At 52.5% G+C, this 22,081-nt stretch carries 22 protein-coding genes, 2 tRNA genes and 1 pseudogene; 10 read left to right on the forward strand and 15 right to left on the reverse strand.

Going from position 1 to position 22,081, the window contains the following annotated elements; all coding sequences use genetic code 11:
- From ACKGJP_RS31740 to ACKGJP_RS31755, 4 genes are all read left to right on the forward strand, one after another.
- Window positions 1–1,158, forward strand: a complete 1,158-nt coding sequence (locus ACKGJP_RS31740) for an alanine racemase (protein WP_409342741.1) — start codon at window positions 1–3, stop codon at window positions 1,156–1,158.
- Window positions 1,159–1,959: 801 nt separating this feature from the next.
- Window positions 1,960–3,570 carry an N-acyl-D-amino-acid deacylase family protein gene (locus ACKGJP_RS31745; RefSeq protein WP_409342742.1) on the forward strand — a complete coding sequence of 537 codons (1,611 nt, stop codon included), beginning with the start codon at window positions 1,960–1,962 and terminating at the stop codon, window positions 3,568–3,570.
- A gap of 219 nt (window positions 3,571–3,789) precedes the next feature.
- Entirely contained in the window at window positions 3,790–4,254 is a 465-nt protein-coding gene (locus tag ACKGJP_RS31750) for a RidA family protein (protein ID WP_409342743.1), read from the forward strand.
- Window positions 4,255–4,332: 78 nt separating this feature from the next.
- Complete coding sequence (locus ACKGJP_RS31755) at window positions 4,333–5,472, forward strand: GNAT family N-acetyltransferase (protein ID WP_409342744.1); 1,140 nt, start codon at window positions 4,333–4,335, stop codon at window positions 5,470–5,472.
- A 176-nt stretch (window positions 5,473–5,648) separates the two neighbouring features.
- Here ACKGJP_RS31755 and ACKGJP_RS31760 read toward each other — a convergent pair whose 3' ends face one another.
- From ACKGJP_RS31760 to ACKGJP_RS31790, 7 genes are all read right to left on the reverse strand, one after another.
- Window positions 5,649–5,867 carry a DUF5110 domain-containing protein gene (locus ACKGJP_RS31760; protein ID WP_409342745.1) on the reverse strand — a complete coding sequence of 73 codons (219 nt, stop codon included), beginning with the start codon at window positions 5,865–5,867 and terminating at the stop codon, window positions 5,649–5,651.
- Window positions 5,868–6,009: 142 nt separating this feature from the next.
- Window positions 6,010–6,636, reverse strand: a complete 627-nt coding sequence (locus ACKGJP_RS31765; RefSeq protein ID WP_409342746.1) for an ADP-ribosylglycohydrolase family protein — start codon at window positions 6,634–6,636, stop codon at window positions 6,010–6,012.
- Window positions 6,519–6,887, reverse strand: a complete 369-nt coding sequence (locus ACKGJP_RS31770; protein ID WP_409342747.1) for an ADP-ribosylglycohydrolase family protein — start codon at window positions 6,885–6,887, stop codon at window positions 6,519–6,521. The genes ACKGJP_RS31765 and ACKGJP_RS31770 overlap by 118 nt, the downstream gene beginning before the upstream one ends.
- Window positions 6,884–7,921 (reverse strand): AAA family ATPase, encoded by a 1,038-nt coding sequence (locus tag ACKGJP_RS31775; RefSeq protein WP_409342748.1) that lies wholly within the window; start codon window positions 7,919–7,921, stop codon window positions 6,884–6,886. Before ACKGJP_RS31775 ends, ACKGJP_RS31770 begins: the two co-directional genes overlap by 4 nt.
- Window positions 7,922–7,972: 51 nt before the next feature.
- Window positions 7,973–8,632 (reverse strand): nicotinamide riboside transporter PnuC, encoded by a 660-nt coding sequence (gene pnuC / locus ACKGJP_RS31780; protein WP_409342749.1) that lies wholly within the window; start codon window positions 8,630–8,632, stop codon window positions 7,973–7,975.
- Window positions 8,633–9,511: 879 nt separating this feature from the next.
- Window positions 9,512–10,102 (reverse strand): VanZ family protein, encoded by a 591-nt coding sequence (locus tag ACKGJP_RS31785; RefSeq protein WP_409342750.1) that lies wholly within the window; start codon window positions 10,100–10,102, stop codon window positions 9,512–9,514.
- 98 nt (window positions 10,103–10,200) lie between these two features.
- Window positions 10,201–10,590 carry a hypothetical protein gene (locus ACKGJP_RS31790; RefSeq protein ID WP_409342751.1) on the reverse strand — a complete coding sequence of 130 codons (390 nt, stop codon included), beginning with the start codon at window positions 10,588–10,590 and terminating at the stop codon, window positions 10,201–10,203.
- 1,196 nt (window positions 10,591–11,786) lie between these two features.
- Here ACKGJP_RS31790 and ACKGJP_RS31795 point away from each other — a divergent pair.
- Both ACKGJP_RS31795 and ACKGJP_RS31800 read left to right on the forward strand, forming a co-directional pair.
- On the forward strand, window positions 11,787–12,086 hold the full coding sequence (locus ACKGJP_RS31795; RefSeq protein ID WP_409342752.1) for an AbrB/MazE/SpoVT family DNA-binding domain-containing protein: 300 nt from the start codon (window positions 11,787–11,789) through the stop codon (window positions 12,084–12,086).
- A 2-nt stretch (window positions 12,087–12,088) separates the two neighbouring features.
- A complete protein-coding gene (locus ACKGJP_RS31800; protein WP_409342753.1) occupies window positions 12,089–12,511 on the forward strand; it encodes a type II toxin-antitoxin system PemK/MazF family toxin in 423 nt (140 codons plus the stop codon).
- 87 nt (window positions 12,512–12,598) lie between these two features.
- Here the strand turns inward: ACKGJP_RS31800 and ACKGJP_RS31805 are convergent, their stop codons facing one another.
- Both ACKGJP_RS31805 and ACKGJP_RS31810 read right to left on the reverse strand, forming a co-directional pair.
- On the reverse strand, window positions 12,599–13,093 hold the full coding sequence (locus tag ACKGJP_RS31805; protein WP_409342754.1) for an NUDIX domain-containing protein: 495 nt from the start codon (window positions 13,091–13,093) through the stop codon (window positions 12,599–12,601).
- A 198-nt stretch (window positions 13,094–13,291) separates the two neighbouring features.
- Window positions 13,292–15,124, reverse strand: coding sequence for a glycerophosphoryl diester phosphodiesterase membrane domain-containing protein (locus ACKGJP_RS31810; RefSeq protein ID WP_409342755.1), 1,833 nt, complete (start codon window positions 15,122–15,124; stop codon window positions 13,292–13,294).
- 283 nt (window positions 15,125–15,407) lie between these two features.
- Here ACKGJP_RS31810 and ACKGJP_RS31815 point away from each other — a divergent pair, with 283 nt between their 5' ends.
- Window positions 15,408–16,634, forward strand: a complete 1,227-nt coding sequence (locus ACKGJP_RS31815; protein WP_409342756.1) for a DUF2157 domain-containing protein — start codon at window positions 15,408–15,410, stop codon at window positions 16,632–16,634.
- Window positions 16,627–17,259 carry a GDYXXLXY domain-containing protein gene (locus tag ACKGJP_RS31820; RefSeq protein ID WP_409342757.1) on the forward strand — a complete coding sequence of 211 codons (633 nt, stop codon included), beginning with the start codon at window positions 16,627–16,629 and terminating at the stop codon, window positions 17,257–17,259. The genes ACKGJP_RS31815 and ACKGJP_RS31820 overlap by 8 nt, the downstream gene beginning before the upstream one ends.
- A gap of 110 nt (window positions 17,260–17,369) precedes the next feature.
- On the opposite strand, the pseudogene ACKGJP_RS31825 reads toward ACKGJP_RS31820, so the two are convergent.
- The 6 genes and pseudogenes from ACKGJP_RS31825 to ACKGJP_RS31850 all read right to left on the reverse strand — a co-directional run.
- Window positions 17,370–17,628 (reverse strand): annotated as a pseudogene (locus ACKGJP_RS31825) (RtcB family protein); the annotation flags it as partial.
- Window positions 17,629–17,901: 273 nt separating this feature from the next.
- On the reverse strand, window positions 17,902–18,480 hold the full coding sequence (locus ACKGJP_RS31830; RefSeq protein WP_409347307.1) for a ribonuclease H-like YkuK family protein: 579 nt from the start codon (window positions 18,478–18,480) through the stop codon (window positions 17,902–17,904).
- A 52-nt stretch (window positions 18,481–18,532) separates the two neighbouring features.
- Window positions 18,533–18,609: transfer RNA gene (locus tag ACKGJP_RS31835), tRNA-Asp, on the reverse strand.
- 8 nt (window positions 18,610–18,617) lie between these two features.
- Window positions 18,618–18,691 (reverse strand) — tRNA-Gln (locus ACKGJP_RS31840).
- Window positions 18,692–19,010: 319 nt separating this feature from the next.
- Window positions 19,011–19,148 (reverse strand): hypothetical protein, encoded by a 138-nt coding sequence (locus ACKGJP_RS31845; RefSeq protein WP_409342758.1) that lies wholly within the window; start codon window positions 19,146–19,148, stop codon window positions 19,011–19,013.
- A 125-nt stretch (window positions 19,149–19,273) separates the two neighbouring features.
- On the reverse strand, window positions 19,274–19,411 hold the full coding sequence (locus tag ACKGJP_RS31850) for a hypothetical protein (protein WP_409342759.1): 138 nt from the start codon (window positions 19,409–19,411) through the stop codon (window positions 19,274–19,276).
- A 756-nt stretch (window positions 19,412–20,167) separates the two neighbouring features.
- On the opposite strand from ACKGJP_RS31850, the gene ACKGJP_RS31855 reads away from it, so the two are divergent.
- Window positions 20,168–20,719 carry a S4 domain-containing protein gene (locus tag ACKGJP_RS31855; protein ID WP_409342760.1) on the forward strand — a complete coding sequence of 184 codons (552 nt, stop codon included), beginning with the start codon at window positions 20,168–20,170 and terminating at the stop codon, window positions 20,717–20,719.
- A 45-nt stretch (window positions 20,720–20,764) separates the two neighbouring features.
- Window positions 20,765–21,658 carry a phosphotransferase enzyme family protein gene (locus ACKGJP_RS31860; RefSeq protein ID WP_409342761.1) on the forward strand — a complete coding sequence of 298 codons (894 nt, stop codon included), beginning with the start codon at window positions 20,765–20,767 and terminating at the stop codon, window positions 21,656–21,658.
- The last annotated feature ends 423 nt before the right edge of the window (window positions 21,659–22,081 follow it).

The raw sequence follows: 22,081 nt of genomic DNA on the forward strand, positions 1-22,081 counted from the left end.
ATGAACGCCAACAGCCTGCAGCAGTCAAGTCAGGAGCATAACCATCAAGCACAACCGAAAACATGGGAACAGCTCGAAACGCCTTGCATCATTATCGACGCAGCCAAAATGAACGCCAACATCCGCACGATGGCGGATATCGCAGCCAAAAACGGCGTCAGCCTTCGTCCGCACGCCAAAACGCATAAGCTGCCGTCCGTCGCCAAGCTGCAGCTGGAGGCTGGAGCCGTAGGGATCACCGTGGCTAAAGTTTCCGAAGCGGAGGTTATGGCTGCTGGCGGAATCGGGAATATTTTTATTGCGTACCCGCTTGTCGCCACATCCAAAATCGAGCGCGCAATTACGCTCAGCCAGCAAATCGATCTGATTCTGGCGGTCGACAGCCTTGAAGGGGCGCAGCGGCTTTCGGCAGCGGCTAAAGCCCGCAACCATACGCTCAACGTTCGGCTCGAAATCGATACGGGACTTCGCCGCACCGGCGTGCTGTTCGAGAACGCCGTTCAGCTCGCCAAGCAAATACACGATATGGAGCATCTCCAATTGAGCGGAATCTATACGTTCCGCGGCGCGCTCCAGAACGGCAAAGCGACGCTCGACCGGCGCAGCGCCGGCCATGAGGAAGGCGAGCTTATGGTGCGCTTGGCTGACCAAATGCGCGGCGAAGGCGTGCCGATCGTCGACGTCAGCGTCGGTTCGACGCCGACCGGGGCCTATGCGGCCGAGGTGAAGGGCGTCACGGAAATTCGTCCGGGCACTTACGTTTACCAAGACCGGATGCAAGCGCGCTTGGAAGTATGCGGCATCGACGAGTGCGCGGGATACGTCCTCGCAACCGTCGTCAGCAGGCCGAGCGAAACGCTCGCGATTATCGACGGCGGCAGCAAAACGTTCGCCACCGACGTGCAGCCAAACGCGGAGCCTCTGCTGCTGCAAGGCTTCGGCCACTTTATCGAAGCGCCGGACGCCGTATTGGAGCGCATGTCCGAGGAGCACGGCATGGTACGTCTGACGGCTGCCCACGACTGGAAGCCCGGCGACCGCGTGCGCGTCATCCCGAACCACATTTGCAGCACGGTTAATCTGCATAACAAGGTGTACTTCGCCGACGGCGACCGCTTCGGCGAAACGCCGGTACTCGCGCGGGGTATGCTGGAGTAAACTGCGAGCGCTATGGCAACGGGCCATGGGCTTGGGGGCTGCGCTCGCTGTTTCGGCACTAACGCGATTCAGTGCGTGCGGCGGTGAGGACATAGCGCTTGGGGCACGGTGCTACGGAGCGTGCTATCCGGTTTCAGCTTGCCCAGCAAGGATAAGCGGATTTTGAAAGCCGCGCTGTGCACGCTTGCACTTTTTTCAAGGTTACTGGGGTTACTGGGGTTACTGGGGTTACTGGGGTTACTGGGGTTACTGGGGTTACTGGGGTTACTGGGGTTACTGGGGTTACTGGGGTTGAGGTTAGCCTAAGGTTTCGTAGTTTCGCAGACCTAAAAGTTACTTTGGGCACGCGTTAGTGAACACAAGTTCACTATTAGTGAACGTAACTTCATTATTTTGGCTCAATAGCTTGATGTTCTGGCGGTTAGTGAACCAAACGTCGCTATTCGGCCGTTAAGTTCACTAATAGTTACGTTTGGTTCACTATTCCACTCAGATTGCACTTTAGGGTCCGATTTAATGAACTTAGGTTCACTAATAGTGAATGGAAGTTCATTAAACAAAAAAATCTAATTTACCTTTGCTCTCCACCTTGCCCTTCCCTTTTTGCTATTTACCTTTACTCACTGCCTTGTCCTTTGCTTTGTATCATCTGCTCTTTACCTTTGCTCTTTACCTTTGCTCTTTACCTTTGCTCTTTACCTTTACTCTCTACCTGTAGTCTGCATGCTTCTTAGAATCAAGCTTCTCCTACACCAACTTAGACTCTCAACATTCAGCTAACTAGCTAAGGAGGCATTTCCCATGCTCGATCTCATATTGAAAAACGGCAAAGTCGTCGACGGAACCGGCAACCCTTGGTTTTACGGGGATGTCGGCGTGAAGGACGGCGTCATCGTTTCCGTCGGCTCGGTCGATCAGGAAGCGCGGCGTACGATCGACGTGAAGCGGAACGTGATCTCCCCCGGCTTTATCGACGGCCACTGCCACTCCGACCTTATGCTGATCGACAACCCGCTCAGCGAAATCAAGCTGCAGCAAGGCGTCACGACCGAGGTCGTCGGCAACTGCGGGCTCGCTCCCGCGCCGTTCTTCAAGAGCCAGGCGGAGCTGCTGCAGAGCTACGTGCAGCCGGTGCTCGGCAGCACAAGCTGGGAATGGCCGTGGGAAACGGTCGGCCAGTACATGGACGTCCTCGGCAAGTCCCGTCCCGCCGAGAATGTCGCGACCTATGTCGCACATGGCGCGCTGCGCATCGCAGTCATGGGCTTCGCTAAGCGGCCGGCGACCAAAGAGGAGCTTGAACGGATGAAGCTGCTGCTGGAGGAAGGAATGAAAGCCGGCGCGATCGGCTTCTCCATCGGGCTGCTTTACGCGCCGGGCAGCTACACCTCCAAAGAGGAGATCGCCGAGCTCTGCCGCGTGCTGCCGAAGTATAACGGCTTGTTCTCGACGCACATTCGCGGGGAAGGCAATAACCTGATTCCGTCGGTAAAGGAAGTCATATGGATTGCCGAGCAAGCGGGCGTTTCGCTGCATGTCAGCCATCTGAAAGCAGCAGGCAAACGCAACTGGGGAAAAGTGCTTGAGGCGCTGGAGCTGATCGAGGACGCCCGTTCGCGCGGCATGGATGTGACATGCGACGTTTATCCGTATTCCGCCGGTTCCACGACGCTGACGACTGTACTTCCGCCATGGACCTTGGAAGGCGGCATTACGGCTACCCTTGACCGGTTCCGCGACCCGCAGCTCCGCAAGCGCATTAAAGAAGAGCTTGGCCAGGAGCAGGACGACTGGGATAACCTCGTCTGCTCGACCGGCTGGGAGAGCGTCATTATTTCGAACGTGCAGCGTGCCGAGAACAAAGCCTACGAAGGAAGGCACATCGCCGAAATCAGCGAGCTTCGCGGCCAGCATCCGGTGGACTGCATGATGGATCTCCTTCTGGAGGAAGACGGCAAAATATCGATCGTCTACTTCCACATGTCCGATACAGACGTGGAGCAGGTCGTCTGCTGGGAAAAGGCGCTGATCGCCTCCGACAGCCTGGGCTGCGAAACCGGCAAGCCGCATCCGCGCTTGTACGGCACGTTCCCGCGCGTATTCGCCCGCTATGTCCGCGAGAAAAAACTGCTGTCGCTGGAGCAAGCCGTCCGTAAAGTGACGTCGTTCCCGGTGCAGCGCTTCAAGCTCGGCAAGCGCGGACTGCTTGTGCCCGGCTACGCCGCCGACCTGGCGGTTTTCGATCTCGATACGATCGTCGACAAAGCTACCTTTCAAGAGCCGCGCCAGTATCCGGACGGCATTTCGCACGTCGTCGTCGGCGGCGAGCTGACGATGGAGCACGGCAAGCATACGACCGCAAGACCCGGCGAGCTGATCAGAGCCCATTCTTGCTGCTCGCACTCGCACTGATTGTTCTTTCCCCTCTCGGCTATGGCGTGGATAACAGCCGCTGCAATGGAGACGATCTCGTCCCAAAGAACATGAGGCTGTCTGCATCACGCACTGCCACACCGCGGTTTTCTGCATCATGCAATGCCCCACACAGTGGGTATAGCTCGCAATGCAGAAAGACCTCCCAGAAAGCGGCAGCAGTAATAAACTAAATTTCACGAACAGGAGGTGCCTTTCATGGCACTTATCGAAAAACGTTTGCAAGAGCTTGGCATCGAGCTTCCCCCTTCGCCGATCCCTCGCTTCTCGTATATTCCGTGCAACCAAAGCGGCAATATGCTCTACTTGTCCGGTCAAGTCGCTTTTCGCGACGAGAAGCTGATCTACGAAGGAAAGCTGGGCAGGGAGGTCACGATCGAGCAAGGGCAGGAAGCCGCCCGCCAGTGCGTCCTGAACTGCCTGGCCGTGATGAAAGGGCATCTGGGCGATTTGGACCGCGTAGTCAAAATCGTCAAAATGCTCGCATTCGTGAACAGCGCGCCGGAATTTTGCCAGCAGCCGCTCGTCATTAACGGCGCTTCGGATTTGTTGATCGACGTATTCGGCGAAAACGGCCGGCACGCCCGCTCCGCCATCGGTACCAGCGACCTGCCGTTACACACGCCGGTCGAGGTTGAACTGATCGTCGAAATTAGAGATTAGAGACTATTTACTGTCGTTGCTTTCGCCTCCTCCTTTGATACAATGGATTAAAAACGTACCTTAGTTGGAGGTAAAATCATGACAGACATTCGTCAATTGCACGCAGACGAAATGAGCGACGCGGTTCGGCTTGCCGATTTCGTATTCCGCGATCAAGAGCACATTTCGATGGGAGAAGCGTTCCCGCTTGTCTTTTCGCCTAGCTTGGGCCAGTCGTTCGGGGCTTTCGAGGACGGCAAGCTCGTCGCCTTCGTAGGCATCGTCCCTTGGACCATACATGCAGGTCCTGCGCAATTGAACATATATTCGCTGGGTGCCGTTTGCACGCATCCGGACTACCGCGGCAAAGGATATGCCGGCAAGATCCTCGAGCTCGTCAAACGGCATGTGCGCAAAGCCGGCGCTTCCCTGCTGCTTGTTTCGGGCGACCGCTCGCTGTATACGCGCACCCATTGTTATCACTACGGCAGCTTCAACCGTTACTCGCTCAAGCCGGAGCACGCTGCCGCCATCGCGGCGCAAAGCGCCGGTTACAGCATTCGCGAGCTTGCCTCGAGCGATTGGTTCACGCTTCATGAGCTTGCCGCTTCGAGAACCGTCCGCTACGAGCAGAGCGTTTCCGAGCTGGCGTTGCTGATTCACGCTCAGGCGGTAGCCAGCTGCTACAAGCAGGAGCACCGGACGCTTATCGCGGAAAAAGACGGCAAGGCGATTGCTTTCGCTGTCGTTGCCGCTCCCGGCAAATTCAAGCCGCTGGGCGACCCGCAATTGATCGAATGGGCGGGGGATGCCCATGCGGCTGCGGCGATTTTCGCCGAAGCGATGACTCGTTATTCCTTGCAACAGCTTGACATCGCCGTGTCTTGGCAGGACGCCGCCCTGCAGCAAGCACTTCTGGATGCGCCCTATCAGGCCGGCCGGAACAACGGGACCGTATTCGTCACCGACCCTCAGCTGCTGCTGGAGCAGTTGACGCCGTATTGGAACGGCGCCATCGATACGCAAAGGGGCGAACTGACGATTACGCCCGCCGCGGAAGACCGCTCCGAGCTTCACATCGGGCCGGACACGATCAGCTTGACGCCGCAAGAGCTCGTCTCCGTGCTGTTCGACGCCGAGCCGAAGCTTTCGCAGCAGCCTTCGCCGGAGCTTCAGGAGCGGTTGTCCGCTTTGTTCCCGATCCCGTTCCCTTTTGCGAGCGGCTTGAATTTCGTGTAACATATCCCAAAAAGAAGCCGGCTCCGCTAAGGAGACCGGCTTCTTTTTTGAGAATTCCCACATATTACGAAATCGCCTTACTCGCCGGCCTCTGCGTAATGAAACACCCAGCGGGCTCGCTATACGCCGATGTCCAGCCCGGTTCTTCCGCCGAAACGGTTCCGAAAGCTCTGCCCTCAGCATCGAGCGCAACGGCAAGCGTTCGCCCAGCGATACTCGTTCCGCTCGTAAGCGAACGTCTCGCCATCGTCGTCGAACAAACGGAATCGGCCCGGAGCCGTACCGAAATGATGCAGCTCCAGCGGCACGGACTCGCCCATGCGCGGCGCATGCTGCCGTTCCGGCATAAGCGGGATAATGGCGCCGTCCCGCACGAAGACGGGAATGCGTTCCATCCACGGACTTACCTTGACGGTTCGCCCGCCTTCGACGCGCTCGCCCGTTTCGAAATCCGAGAAATAGAACCATCAGCGGAGGATACCTTTCTGAAAAAAGCCATCTAACCGGGACGATGCGGCTAACCGTTAACAGCAGCCTTTATATAGAAGCCATCCTGTGCCTATACAGCTCTCCTGCCAGCTTCTCCAGCCTCTCCTTGACCAAAATACTCCCCGAGTACCGTTCCGGAATCCCGTCATACCCGTAATAGACGCCTGCCAGCCCGCCGGCAATCGCACCGATCGTATCGGAATCGCCTCCCAGGTTCGCCGCCTTCTGCACGACCTCCTCGAAGGAAGCCGCATGCAGCAAACAGTGAAGCACCCAGCGGAACGTGTCCACGACAAACCCGCTTGGCTCGCAGTCAGGCGTGCCGAGAAGGGTCGGCCCGTATAGGGTGCCGGCCGTTTCCAGCTCGAGCGCCGGCTTAAGCTCTTCCCCCTCGAGTAGTCTGCGGGCGATCCGGCAATAGATCTGGCAAGCCTCGGAGGCGAGCTCGTCGTAGTGCGTCATTTTGGACTGCAGCCTCGCCGCCTTCTCCATATCGGCCTGCCGCGGATACGCGAGCGCAACCGGCAAGCAGCGCATAAGCGAGCCGTTGCCGGCACTTAGGCCCAAGTCCATATCCGCCAGGAATGAAGCCTCGAACCAATTGCCGTTATAATTGCGGAACGTCTGACGAATGATCGTGCCGATGTCCTTGGGATCGGAACGGTACCAAGACAAGAACCTTTCGCCGATGCTGGAATCGGCTCCTCCGGTCGCTCCAAAATGCCCTCCGCTACGCCTATCGTCATCATCGTATCGTCGGTCACTTCCCCGGGCTGCAGATTCCATACGCCGCCGCCGATGATTTCCATCAAGTAACCGTACTGCTGCCGAATCTCTCCGGCCGACATAAACTCGGTCGTCCCGCCGAGGGCGTCCCCGACGGCTACCCCGAACAAGCCGCCCTTAATCCGGTTTTCCAAGCTCATTCCGTTCCCTCCAATTGATCGGACCACAGATTGCCGATGCTGCGGTATTTCCGGTAGGCCTTCAGGACAGCCTTTACCTTCCGCTCCCGCTCCTCGACATTTCCGGAGAGCGCGATGAACGGAATTTTCCGAACCGTCAAATCCGCGATAATCCTCTTCTGAAACATACCGCGATGCATTTCGCCGGAACGGTCCCACGTATCGTCGTACGGAATGTCGTCCATGCAGACGAAAACGAGATCATACCGGGATGCCGCCTGCCCAGCCAGCTCCGTCAACCGCGGCACCGCCATGCCGTGGTAATCGAGCGAAAACATGAATGTCGTGATCGCATTCGTATCCACGAACAAATAGTCCCGCCCCTCTTGCAGCATCCGTTCCTCCCGCTCCACATGGCCCTCGGCCAGTTCCGCCAGCTGTTCGGCCGATAGCCGCCGATCGACCTGATGCTTCTCCCAATACTCCCTGCCGTATTCCGGCATCCATACCGTTTGGAACGATTCCGCCAACCGTGCGGCGATCGTCGTTTTGCCCGTCGAAGGCGCCCCGAGAAAGACGACCGACGTGATCAGGTCGCGGTATACGATCGAATGAACGAACGCTCGATTTGCAAAAGGATCGCGGCGTACCGCCGTACCGGAAACGGGCACCCGCTCCCTTTTGCTGTCCACCATCCTGTTTACGGCACCCAGAGCGCGGCTCATATGATCGCCATAAAACTCGCTCGAATAGAAATGCGTAACCCGCCTGCCTCCTAGCAGCCCCCTTATATAGTCCTCGTGCATCCGTTTAATTTCCGGCGTATCCCCGATTTCCACCGGTCCGTCCCACGCCTCTATCACTTCCGCCGCCGGGTACAGAGCCCGAATCCAGCCTGCGCGAACCGTGAGCGGAATGTCCGTCGTTTCCGGGCAGTCGTAGATGACGACGATCACTTCGTCCATTTCCGCGATCGCCATTTCGACCACCAGCTGATGCCCGCGGTGAAACGGGGCGAATTTTCCTAGCGTCAACCCGGTTTTTCGGTTTGTCATCGCGTTTTCCTCCTGTGCCGCTTCTTAATTCTTTTCGTTACGGATTACGCACTACCTCGAAACGGCCGCCTCCGCACCTGCTGAGCCCCGTCGTTCGAACTCCCGCTTCCAGCCGACCAATCCTGCTATGGCAATACCCAGGAATATGACATATAGGAAGGAAAACGTATAGAGCTCCTTATAGGCGTACATTCCGATAGACAAAACGTCGACGGCGATCCAGAAATACCAGCTTTCCAGCTTTTTGGCGGATAACAGAAACTGGGCGGCGATGCTGAGGATCGCGACGAAGGCGTCCATGTAGGGAATGGAAGCATCCGTATGATTCGCCAGCCAATAGCCCCAACCTCCTGTCGCGGCAATCAGAAAAACTGCCAGCCACAAACCCAAACGTCCGGTTATGCGCGTTGTCGGCCGCACGCTGGCGGCGCCCCGTTTGGTCAGCCACACGACCCAGCCTTGAATGCTCAGCGCGAAAAAAAAGATTTGCAGCGTCATATCCGCATACAGCTTTACCTCGTAGAACATGAAGAAGAAGCAAACGACGCTGATCAGTCCGACCGGCCAGCACCATATGTTTTGGCGGGCGGTCCACCAGACGCTGAGCAGCCCTGTCGCTGAAGCGACGATTTCCAGCGGTGTGGACGATGTCGCGTAGGCTATGCCGAACATGACCGCCATTAGCGCCGCTACCGTATACCATCTGTTCATGGTTAATTCCTCCTCGGCCAATTCAATATACTCATTATGACATTATTAAAATGCGTCGTCAACATGAAAATGGTTTGTTAAGAAAAAAAGGAGCTGCCGTTTGGCAAGCTCCTCCGTTATCGTTCTTTGTTGGACTAAAACCAAGCTGCGCTTGTGGGCATCGTGCAACTTTCATAACTTGAACAGTTTACTATCAAAACCCTCCCTTAACTTCGTTTGGATTGGGAGGTTTAATCGGTATAATCATTTCATTTATTACTACGGTAGTGTTTCCGTTAGTTTGATCTGATTGTAATCAATGGCAAAGTCCATACACTGGCCGCTTCTATTTCTGATTGGTCTAGTTGGGTACATGGTTCATAAAGAAAAGAACGAAACTGCTTAAACTTGCCGATACAGACAGCACGGAGGATCGTTTCATAAATTGAGATGGATTTCATTATTCTGTCCGTTAACGCAGGGAGGTCGCCGAACAATCTCGTGGCAGCCTCGCTTTTATGGATGCCTTCAAGCATTACTAAAATCCAAGTAGAACCTGTGCTATTCCAATCATTTTGAAAAACCTTTTCTGACAGAATCGCTTCACGGATTACCCAATTGTTTTGCTAACTACGGAAAGAATTATGTCAACGAAATTAGGGTTTCCCCAAATGATACAAGATTCCTTTTTCTCTGCATCATCATAAAAGTATTGAAAATTTCGCTTTGCCTCTATCTGGTTACGCAACGTCTTCATAATAATGACCTAGAAAGCGCTCAGCGCGGAAGGCACCGTCAGCGCCCACAGCGTATTCTCGAATCCGATCGCTTTGATGACCATATAGTTCGAAATCAAGCCGGCTGAGAATCAGGAAAAACCGTGTAACCAAAAGCCTCAAACTAAATGGAATTAGTAGTGGGTAGCTTTTTCTTATTCATTAACAAAGAGCTATTAATCAATAAAGGTGAGATTACCAATTTATAAAAAACAAACCCAATCAAACCGCCAATTGTATTTAGGATAATATCATCTATGTCAACAGCACGATAGTTATACTTTATGAGAAGAGAAATAATTCTCTGTGTTATTTCAATCATAAGGGAAGCACAAATAATAACTGTTAGCATTTTTCCGAAACTACTGATTTTCTTTGTAATTAAAGGAATATACGAACCTAAAGGAAAAAACATTAGAATATTCCCACCGACTTGAATCCAAAATTGTTTTCCTCCTTCAGAGTAAAAATTGAACATGCTGTTAAACGGTATTAAGTTCAAAGAATAACCACTGTTCATTGAAAGTAAATTATTTATTAAATTGTTATCTATAGGTATTTGGAATAATGTCACTTTAATAACTAAAGAGATATAGATATAAAATGTCGTAAAAATCAGATGCTCAAAGATTGTTTTTTTCTTTTTAATATTAATAAATAAAAATAAAAAATATAAGGGAGTAAGAACAACCCCAATAACCGAAAAATTTAGCAATTTCCACTCCACCTTAACAAAAATTTAAACCGTAATAATGTAAAATACAGAGGGTTAACCCCCTGTATTAAATAATAAATAGATTGATTTAAGCAACTTTAATTATAAAAAGTACCAGATGCCGTTAATAAAGCCCCATCATTCTGCTTAGAGCAAACTAAATAATATGTGCCTCCGCTCAAGTTCGACCACGTGTTACTATCATATCCATTAATTTGAGGGCTGACAGAACCTATAGCAGTATCAGAAAAAAATCCTGTCCTCATTAAGGTTTGGCTATACGTTGAAGGTTGATTAACACGATACTGTGTACTTGTTTGTACCTCCACAGTAATATTTCCAGCAGTAGCAGCATAAGTTTGGCCATTGTCTTTACCGTTGACGTAAGCCTTCATTTCATACGATACAGAATAGTTTGCTGCAAAAGCAGCCATTGGTACTACTGCTAAAGCTCCTGCAATAATTGTGGAAACAATTTTCTTTCTCATTTGTAAACATCTCCCATTTTAGGTATATTTTTGTAGATAGATAAGAATATTATATATTTCTCAATTTGTAAACACCGAATTTTTCGAAAGTTAATTAAAATGACTTATGAATAGAAGACATAACTACCATCGCGCACATTACGGTACTATTTAACTATTTTTATTATATATACCTATATATAAAATAATTATGTAAAATAACCATAATTTGTCTGATTGTATTTATGTTCTTGTCTTTCATTGGACAAGAACACATTTCGTTTCCTGCTACCCATAAAATACTTGTAAATTTTTCTTTTGTAGAAGTGGGTTGATGCTATACTGATTATTCTGTGCACACCAAATAACCCTCCTATGACGAAGGATGTCGCAATATTTATCAGTTTCTTTTCGTAATGGAATTGGGGATCATCCTAGTCGATAACCTTCCTTTTCCGAACCCGACGAAGGGACTTGAAACGCTCTTTAAACCGGTAACCACATTCATTTTTGGCGAAGGATAAATGGAGAATGGACGCTTCTCAAATGAATGTGTACAAAACCTGTAATATCTCCCCTTTGAAATGGTCCAGTCCTTTTCCATCGGCGTTCCTCGAACTCATCGATGCTATAGTGCCTGGACTTTGGGTGTTCGAGGCATTCTCAAACCCAATCGGCACAATAACTGACTTCTGATTTTTCAAACCGATCCATTGCGAGACAGCGAGCACGACAACATAATTGAGAATCCCGGTTTTGATTATCATGATTATGTCCTTGCTCCTTTCCTCCAGCTACGTCGAGGTGAGAAATTTATTATGCCAATTGATTTCCTGTTCGTGTTCTTGAACCAGCTGTTCTATCTGCTTGTGTAATCGCCCTAGAAAACCACAAAGTAGCTGCTGGGCATCTGTGATTACATGTTTGAAGTAAAATGATCTTCGGCTCTCATGTCCGGAATAAGTTTGAATATGAGCGCCAAGTATTTGACTGGCTCCCCACATCAAAGAGCGACAGCCTGGGACGCGAAAAGGTCCTAGACTGCAACTATTCAACTCTTGTTTCCGCTAGTTAAACAACTATATAGCTGCGCTTGTCGGCATCGTGCAACTTCCATAACTTGAGCAGTTTACTGTTAAACAAACACTCAATCTTGGCATCTTTTTTCGCTATACGGATATACTTTGGATATACAAACTCAAAAGGACGTAGTATTCTTGACTCAAGACCACAAGAAAGGAATGGTGTATGTGACGACAACAACCATTGGTAAATGGGGAAATAGCATGGGCGTCCGCATTCCGCAGGAGTTCTTGGAAGCCGTTCATTTATCGTTGGGCGCGAAAGTGGAATTGCAACTAATCCCCGATCAAGGTATCTTGTTGAAACCGGCCGTCAAGCGTACGCGCAAGTCTAATCGGGAGCTGCGTATGCTATATCTGTCCAAGCGCGGCAAAAACATGCCGGCCATGTCACAAGGTGAATTTATCGATAATTCTATGGGGGATGAAATTTAATAATGTCGATAACAGGAAATGTAGAACGAGGCAGTATTGTGTGGTGTACTCTTCCCCCCACAAAAGGCCGCGAGCAAAACGGCTGTCGCGCCTCAATCGTAATATCAGAAGGATTCATTGATTCGACTTTAAACAAAATGGCGCTGACGGTTCCGGTCACGACAAATGCGATGGGCCACAGCTTTGAAATCTCGGTTCCCCCAGGAATCAAAACTCCGGATTCCCATTTACTGCCTCCTCACCTCCAATTTCCGGAACTGGAAGGCGTAGTCCTAATCAACAATGTTAGATCGATCGATCTGGACGGGAGAAATGCGATCGTAATCGGCCGGGTTGATCCTGAATCCGAATTTTTTGAGGAAATCGTCGATAATGTAATGGGGCTCATAGCATACCCTGAAGATGATGAGAAAACCGAGGATTAGACGAATACCGTCGATGGACAAACCCAGACGGTTTTTTCATGTTTATAATCGTGGTGACTTGTGTTAGCCGAAAAACACAAAACCTTGCTATCCTTCGATTAACATTGGCGTTTTTAAGTTTTTGTTATTGCCGATCCACTTCGCTAATACACTCCTTGTCGGCGCCCCCATAATAAAATTAATATCATTCTCCGGATGCTTATCATAATCATTTATTTCATTCAACGGAATCCAAGCAATGCCAACTTGATCCACGTCGGGAGTATTTCCTACTTTTGCTTCATTGTGTGAGGTAATCGTACATAAGAATGTAAAATCAATTTGATGAACATCCGGCTCTAGTTCTGGAAACAACGAGTCTCTTTTTGCTATAAACTCGTTAATAAAAAGCAATTCTTTGATTTCAACTTCTAAACTGACCTCTTCGAATACTTCCCTGATTAGAGTTTGTTGTATACTTTCTCCAAGATTTTGACCTCCCCCAGGGAGAACATAAAATTCGCCTTGGACCCCGATTCTCCTCAATACGAGTAATCGCTCGTCCTTCATTATCATTGCCCTTGCCGCCGTTCGAATGGCCACAGCTGCACCTCTATTCATAGTTCAATATCACGATGACACTTATGATACTTTTGGCATTATAAAGAATCAATGGAAGGATAGAGTTTAACTAAAAAATCCAAACTCCTGTCGGGTTCCCTTCAAAATCACTTTACGAAAAACGAAAGCCCCGATTCGAGGTTCGAGGTCGGGACTTCCTGCACAAAGCTGCTGTCAGAACTAAAGGCGGTCCAGCCAGTCGAACAAAGCGTCGAAGAACGGGTCTTCACTGGCCCGTACGCCGTCGGCGACAAGCAGCGCCTGCTCCGGGTTGTCCGTCACGACGCCGTCCGCTCCCATTCGGAAAAATCGCTCCATCGCCGCCGCGTCATTGACGGTCCACACGTATATCGGCTTATTCAATGCCTTCGCTGCAGCGATGACCGGTTCGCTAACCCGGTACTCCTCCATGGTGAAGAAGTCCGCCCCCATTCGCTCCCATTTCGGCGTGCCGGCAAACAGCACGTACCCTACCTTCAGCGAGGGCTCGAGCGTTTTGACCTGGCGGATCACATCGGTGTTCAACGATTGCACGATGCAGTCCCCGGCGAAATCATAGTCCCGGATGGCCCGCACAAATATCCCGGCCAAATCGCGTTCGCGTCCGTGCGTTTTTAACTCGATGTTCAGCTTGATGCGGCCTTTGGCCAGCTCCATCACTTCCTGCAGCGTACTGATACGGCCCGTGAACCGACCTTGCTTGACCTCCAGCTGTCTCAGCTCATCCATGGTCAGCTCGGACAAATCCGCGTTCCTCCCCGTCAGCCTCTTCAGGTTCGTATCGTGCATCACTGCGAGCTTGCCGTCCTTCGTTTCCTGAATGTCGATTTCCGCGTAATCCGCTCCCGCATCGATCGCGCCCCGGATAGCTTCCAACGTATTTTCCGCTCCCTTCGCCGTATAGCCCCGATGCGCCATGACGACGAAATCGTGATCCTTGAAGGCCGAGCCGCCGATGGCCGGCGCCAAAACAAGTCCCGTCGCAAACGCGATAAGCGCTAAAAACACGAACAGCTTCCTCCGGTGCGGACGAAACATCCGGCGTATAGGCGGCGCCGAATCTCCGGCCGAGCGCCATTCAAGAGGCTGAAGCACGAAGCGGCGCGGCTCCGCCTTCTCGATATACAGCCGCGTCAGCGTCGTGACATACAGCGGCGTTACCAGAACGGTCGCGGCATACGTCGAGACAATGAACGACTTCGCCAACACGGAACGAACGAACCCGCCGGTCCCCGTATCCCCCGCCAAAAACGCATGCGCGAACGTAAGCGCGAACAGCAGCGCTATAGTGGCAAGAACGACGACGAGGATAAAAACCAATAGCGTACTGGCCACGACGGCGGTCATTTTGACGTAAGACTTTCTCATGATGGCGGCGCTTTGCTTGGCGGCCTGCCGGAACCCGCCGATGCCTTCGATGACAAGGGCATGCAGCGAAAACGTCCAACGGATGTTGAAAAAGAGCAATACGGCCAGAAAGCCTAAGTACAGCAGGGTGCCGCTTCCCGTTTTGTACAGCTCTCCGGAAATGAAATTTGGAATCGTGAGCGACGGCAGCAGCGAAGAGCCGAGTCCGGGGCTTAGCAGCGGAATGACCAGCAGAAAATATAGCGCCCAGCCGACGAATCCGAACGTAAACAAAGCCGGCAAACAGCTTACCGCCTGCAGGAATGCGCGCGGCAGATTCGTTCTAACCCGGTGGTGGCCGAGATACGAAATGACGATGAGTACGGCGAATTCGACGAAAATCAGGACGGTCGCAGCCGGAACGAGAAGCGCCAGGCAAAGCAAGCCGTATTTGCTCATAAAGAAGCGCAGCAGCTCGTAATTCGTCGCCCCCGCAAACCCGCCAAGGCTCAGCAGCTTATGGAACACGACGGAAATCGTCGGGATAAAAATAAAAAAGGTAAGCGCTTTGTAGAACAGCTCGAACAGCATGACTTCGCGGAACGTGAAGCTCATTGTCCGGAACGCATCTGCAACGAGCTTTAGAAAAGGCGATTTTCGATGCAAGCAGAAACACCTTCTTCGTTACTTACTGGAGCCGGCGCCCTGAGAGGTTTCGTCTTTTGCGAACGAACGGTTCCGTTATTAGCCTCCATTGTCGCATTCTCCGAAGCATTTTTCCAGTTTGATCCGGTTGTGGGCGGGTAATAAACCGTAACGCCGGAGGCTTCCGGCGATGCTTGTCTCGACCGAGCCGGCCGCCCATGCGGACAACCTCCCGGTACTAGGTCAAGTTAGTACTTTTAGAGGTGACGGAAACGTATATACTGAAGGTAAGGGGTGATCCGACATGTCACGCAAATGGTTAAAGAAAGAGGCGCCCGTTTGGGTGCAAAATGAATTGATCACGCAGCAGCAGGCCGATAGGCTGCTGGCGTTCTATAAGGAGGAGAAGCCGGCCGTCGGCATCTTGCCTTTACTCGGCAGCCTGCTTGTCGGGCTCGGCATTCTTAGCTTCGTAGCCGCCAATTGGCAGGACATTCCCCATCTCGCAAGGTTTGCCGTTATCGTACTCGCGATGCTCGGCTTCTACGCCGCCGGCGAGCGGTTTATCCGCCGCGGCGACGACAGGCTGGGGCTTGGACTCGTTGCGATCGGACTGATCAGCTTCGGGGCGGGTATTTTCTTGCTCGCGCAAATGTTCCAAATGACCGCAGCCAATGCCGGCTCTTTCATTATATGGGGATCGGCCGGGGTCATGCTCACCTATTTATACCGCTCGCGGTTCCTGTTCCTGCTGTCGGCCGTAATTCTAAATGTCGGCCAATTCTACAGCCTCAACAATTTCGGGACGTTCAGCATCGTCGCCTTTCTCGTTCTTATGGTTGGCCTCGGCATCTACTGGTGGCGCAACCGCAGCGCATGGCTCGCTTGGCTGCTCGGTCTCAGCGCTATGCTGCAGTCGGCTTTTCTGATCGGGGAGCTTGAGCTGAACGGCAGCTTGTATATGATTCCGGTAATGATCTTGTATGTGCTCGGCGACTGGATTCGAACGCGGAATACCGCCTCCCCGCTGCAAAACAGCGCGCTGACGGCAGCCTTCGTCACCTGCTGCATTGCCGTCATGGCGCAGGATAACGGGCATTTCTTCGGCTTCGCCGCCCATGAGCGGACGCCATCGCTCGTCTTTGCGATCGTCGTAGCCGCACTGCTCGCTTTATCCGCGATCGCCAAGAAGCGGCAGGGCCGTCTGACGAGCGGCTTCGAATGGCTGCTGCTGCTCCCTTACTTTTATGCGGCCGAGGCTGCCAGCTTCCTTTATTTGCTCGCCCTCTGCTTTTTCTCGCTCTGCGTGCTGTGGCGGGGCTATGCCGAAGAGGAACGCTTTAAAGTAAATCTGGGAACGATGCTGTTCCTGTTCTCGGTGCTTCTGGCTTACGTCAAGCTGGCCTGGGGCTTCATGGACAAATCGGTGTTTTTCTTGGTGGGCGGCATTCTGCTGCTCGGCTTAAGCTGGTACTTGAACAAGCGGAGACGCCGTTTTCTTGCGGAGGAAGGAGAGGATCGCCATGACTAAGGAAACGAACGGATACGAAGACAAGCGTCCCGCCGGCGAGCCTAGCGTGAACTACGCTCCCCAGAGCGAAAGGGCCGGGGCAAAGGAAGGCGGCACAAAGCCGCCTCGCCATCGCCGCACATGGCTGCTCATTCTGGCGGCCGCTGCCCAAGTCCTGGTCCTGGCCGGACTGCTGATCACGAACTATGCCGTAGGCTGGTACGGCAAAGAGATTCAGCTGAAGACGAAGCCGATCGACCCTCGCGATATTTTTTACGGCGACTACGTCGTGCTAAGCTACGAGATCAGCTCGCTGCCGGCCAGCCTCTGGAAGGGCGAAGGGAATCCGGAGCAGAAGGACACCGTGTATGTGCTCCTGCGGCCATCCGCTGCCAATCCCAAAGAGTACGAGGCAGCCGGCGTCTATCCGGGCAATCCTGCGACAAGCGGAGACGAAGTCGCCCTAAAAGCTCATGTTCAATACGCCTGGGACCGTCAAATAACGCTGCGATATGGCTTGGAACGATTTTACGTGCCGGAAGGCACCGGCAAGGAAATCGAGGAGCAGCATGCGTTATCGAGCGTGCGCGTGACGGTCGCTCCTTGGGGCCAAGCTCGGGTGAACGGGTTTGCGGAAAAGCAGTAATCAACAGAGGAGGCAGCCCTTAGCTTGAACCAAGCTTCGGGCTGCCTTTTTAGGTTCGTTTAAACAGCACATTCATCTGCTCCTGCAGGTTGCTGCAGCCGGTCAGCGAATCGCGAAGATTGCTCGAACTGGTCAACCTTAACCGCCTCTTTCGTCGCTTTCCGGGGATGCGCACGTTCCGCGTCGTGGCAGATAGAGTAAAAGTTTTTGATGCCTTCGTCTCTGCCGACCATGATGTAGGACGCCGTCCCCATCGAACCCGGGATGAGCGCCGGATGACCGGTCGACTTGTACGCAGGCGTGTTCATATAGCGGTTCGGCGGCAGCGTCCGAGTGATCTTTCCTGTGAACGAGCATCGGTTCGTTCCGGAGGACGGGCGGACACAATAACGGATTTTCAAGGCGCTATCGGGGACGAACACGCCGCATTGAGAAGCATAAAGGATTTTCAAGGTCTTATCGGACGGAGAACCGCAGGTTTCCCGTTCGATTCATGGGAATAACGCCCCCAAAATCCGCTAATCGCTTTTACAGAATTGATGGTCGTGAGATAACGCCTTAAAAATCCGTTATTATTTTCCAATTGCAGATCCGCCCAATTTCAGTACAGCTCGCAAGCCTCCCCGGGTTGCCGGACACTTGTTAGGAGATTGCCCATCGAACGGGCCGTTTGGTATGCCGGTTGGCATAAGCGGATGCCGCGTACGAATCCGGTTTAACCCGCGGCGCATAGACGCCCATGGCGCTGACGCGGTCCACCATTTCTTGTACGTATAGCGACGTCTTGTTGACGATCGGCTGCGTGCCGGCGTCGATGTCGATAAACAATTCCAGCGATGCCCCCTGATAGACGTAAGGAAGCAGCAGCTCCTCCATCCTCTTCACCCCGTCGTCGGCAAAATGGCAGGCGACTTCCTCGGACAGCGACGTTTCGAGCGCAAGCTTTTCCTTGACGGAGGTCAGCTCGCGCGGTACCACGACTTGGCGGTAGCAGGCCCAAGCGCCTTTGCCGAGACGGCGAATGATAAGCCCCGTCACAAATTTGGTATGCCCGCGGTGCACCTGGCTGTCGGTTCCAATCGCAAAGTGGTAGCAGCTCCTAGGATCCTGCCCGATAAACCGCTGAATGCGCTGATGCACATCGTCCATCGACAGCTTGCTTTCCGTCACGTTCTGGAAGATCATTTCGGTTGGCATGGAGAATCGTTTCGTTATCGTCATCATCATCACCCGTACAATGTACGCTTGCATCCTTTCCGTTATGTACTCTTATTGGTGGAGCCGGCGGGACTCGAACCCGCAATTCCGATCCAGACAAACCGGCGAGAATTCCCGTTTCTCTGCAGCTCCTTATTGATTGGCAGGGGAAGATGGAATCGAACCACCGCTCGCGGAATCAAAATCCGCTGCCTTGCCGCTTGGCTATTCCCCTATGGTCGGATAGGAACGGGTACGGCCCATTGGTCTGCCGGCCGCCGAACAGCAGCAGCCTCTATGACATCGCCTATCCATAATAAAATTGGGGAGAATAACGGGACTCGAACCCGAACTTGGCCCCAAAAAGTGACGCGCTGCTCCGAAGCCTATTCCGGGTACTTTCCGGGGACCCCTCCAAACCGCCGACTCACAATCGGAATAACGAAAAAGCCGCCTGTCACGCGCTTTTCCACGCCACAAGGGCATAAGAAAAGCCGCCGTGATTCGGCAGCCGTTGTGATCCGTATTCCTTCCGGCACCTTCCAAAAGGTGCGTCAGGTCAGCCCCTCTTCCGGATGAAGAGGGTTTCGGGATCGCCAAAGACTACCGGAAACCAGTGAAATTTCCTGTTCCAAAGTAAACGCATGAATACTCTCATTGCAATGGTTGCGATGATTGATCGGTGCTTTCATTGTACTCTTCTCCTTTCGAACTCATCATGGGCAATAAAAAAACTGCGTTCCACGCCTTTCTCCCCACCCTCCCCGGGCAAAGAAAAAGACTGCGGATTCGCAGCCTCGCATACCGAAAACATGCACTACGAGCAGCCTGAACGCTTCAGGCGCCGTATCGGTACGGGATAGCTACGTGTGACGCGAACGTCATTATCGGAAACCGGAAGAAAGCGAATCTCCATCGCAAATTGCCGCTGCTCATGCTGTGTATGGTTTGTCATGTCCGTTCCCTCCTTCGCGTCATATCGTTCATCAACTTGCAAGCATCGTAACATGCTTCCCAAACCGCCGTCAACCATTATTTTATAATTATAGTTTAATATACCTAAAATACCTTTTAAAGGGTTTCTATGCAAAAGAAAAACGGCCGCTTACAGCCCTCCCCCTCGCCCGTAAGCAAAAGAAAAGACTGCCTCATCAGCAGCCGTTTACGCGAATATACAGGTACCGCGAGAGTCCCCGCATCCCTTATCCGAATGGCAGCCGATGGCGTATTCGATTATGCTCCAAGCCGAAAAAACGGGTTCCCTGTTCCGGTTTCCGTTCAAGCTCCATGTGATGAAGTAGATCAACGCGAATCGCCATCCTGCCGCACATCCTTTCCGTTCAAAATGAATGTTATCAGAATAAAGGCCGTACTTGGCAGTTGTCAAGGAAAAAATGGCTATACCCGTTTTCCCGGCTGTCCGGCCGTTGTTATTTGCCAAAGCCCATTTTACAATGGGTAAAGGAGATATTCAGAACGGAGGAGTACGCCCGTATGCCAACAACTTTGTAATGGTGTGACAAAGAGATAGCGCATATTTCGTGATTTCGGTCACGGGATTCGTGCGCCCTTTTTACCCATTACAAAGGAACGCAAGGTGGCATGTCGTGCCCACTGCGGAGCAGCCTTTTTTGGGGTTGCTCCTTTTTTTGGTTCAGCAGCTGAATATCTCCGCTCTTTGCGTTCCTTTGCTCACCGAGGAGTGAAGGAAATGAACCGCCTGCAGCTGAATTGGCGCATATGCGAGAACCTGGAACAAACCGTTCGGCGATACTGCAGCAATTGCGGCAGGATCGTGCCGTTTGAAGACACCTTGCGGCGCAGACACAACGCGAACGGCAAAAACATTCACCGCTACGCCATCTACAAATGCGTAAATAACCATACCTGGAATCAAAAGCTGGAAGCCTACAAAGCAGGCGAACGGGAATCCGTCATTCTGGAGGAAAAAGACTCGCCGTACGCAAGCGCCCATTCGCTCTCGCTTTCGGAGCTGAAGCAGGCGAACATCGGGATGGTGGAAATCCGGTTAGACGCCGTGGAAGGCGTTAGCCGGCTCGATAAAATGCTATCCGAACGTATCGAAGACGTCAGCCGAAGCCAGATCGCCAAATGGATTGCGGAAGGAACCGTATTGATCGACGGTGCGCCGGCTTCTCCGAATGCAAGGATTCGAACGGGACAGATCGTTTCCTGGCATGTGCCATGCCGTATACGGTCCGAAGCGCAACAATCCGGCTCTTCTATTCAACCGAAAGGATGATGAACCCTGGAATCGTTAACAAAACTAATTGCCGAAAATTGGGAGATGGAACTTGCCGGACATCCGGCCCCGGTTCACGGAGGATCGAACCGCGTGTATGCATGCACGGCAAGCAACGGACAGCATTACTATCTCAAGCGCAAAAGCGACAAGGGAAAGATCGAACAGGAAATCGTCATTCATCATGCGTTGTCACGGAGAGGCCTTTACGCCTCGCATCCCGCGGCCACAGTCGCCGGCAAACCTTACGCCCGGCACGAAAACGACTTGTTCTGCTTGTATGAACCGGTCGAGGGTCGCGTCGTTTCCGTCTTCGATGAGACCGTCGCCTTTCAGTACGGCAAGGCGATCGCCCTGCTCCACCTGGGTTTATCCGAAATTCCGCAAAGCGGACTTTTTAGCACGATGAATATCGAAAAGCAGATGGAGGAGTGGGCGATACCCGCCGTCGAAGCGGCACTCGATTCGTCCAGACAAGCGGCGTTCAATTCGCTGGCGTGGGAGCTGCGTTTGCATGGTTTGGATCGGCTTGACGCGCTTCCGACCCAACTGATCCATCGCGATCCGAATCCGACGAACTTGCTGCTCCGCGAAGATGGAAGCGTCGGTTACCTCGACTTCGAGATCGCAACCTTCGGATTGCGTATTTTCGATATCGCATACTGCTCCACAGGAATGCTGATGAGCGGTTATCGCGATGAAGCCTTCCGATCGACGTGGACGGGACTGCTGCGCGGGGTGCTCGACGGCTATCAAAGCGAATGCAAGCTGGAGCGGCAGGAGCTGGAGTGCCTGTTCGATACGATCGTCGCCATTCAATTGATTTTCGGCGCGTACTTTATCGGTACGAGTAAGGAGCTGTCGGAGCTCAATATCTCGGCGCTGTTCTGGATCGTTTCGAGGAAACAGGACATTTTGTCCGCGGCCGGCTGCTTCTAGCAAAGAGATAACATGCGATAACGATTAAAGAGCCCCTAAGCTAGGCCGTGATTGGCTACCGGGGGCTTTTTCTCCCTCCATCGATCATAGAGGATTTTCAGGGCGTTATACGCTGCCAGAAAGAGAACTTATGACATTTAGCGGACTTTGGAGGCCTTATTCAAGCCGGTTCCGAGTGCAATCAGCCTGAATCGATGGGATAACGCCTTGTAAATCCGCTATATTTTAATCCCAGGGGGTGCGCAGGACAATAACGACGCGAGAGTCCGTTATTTCCAGCTTCTGCATATGCGAAACACAGAGAGCCATTTTCACACTTCTGAAAAGTGTAACAAGAAAGAGCCGTTTCCCGCTTCTACGATGAGCCACAAGAACAACCTGCAGGCTGTCCCCCTCGCCGGCGCCAACTAAAAAGCTGAACCT

The organism is Paenibacillus litoralis (genome assembly GCF_046244365.1).
GTDB lineage: Bacteria > Bacillota > Bacilli > Paenibacillales > NBRC-103111 > Paenibacillus_V.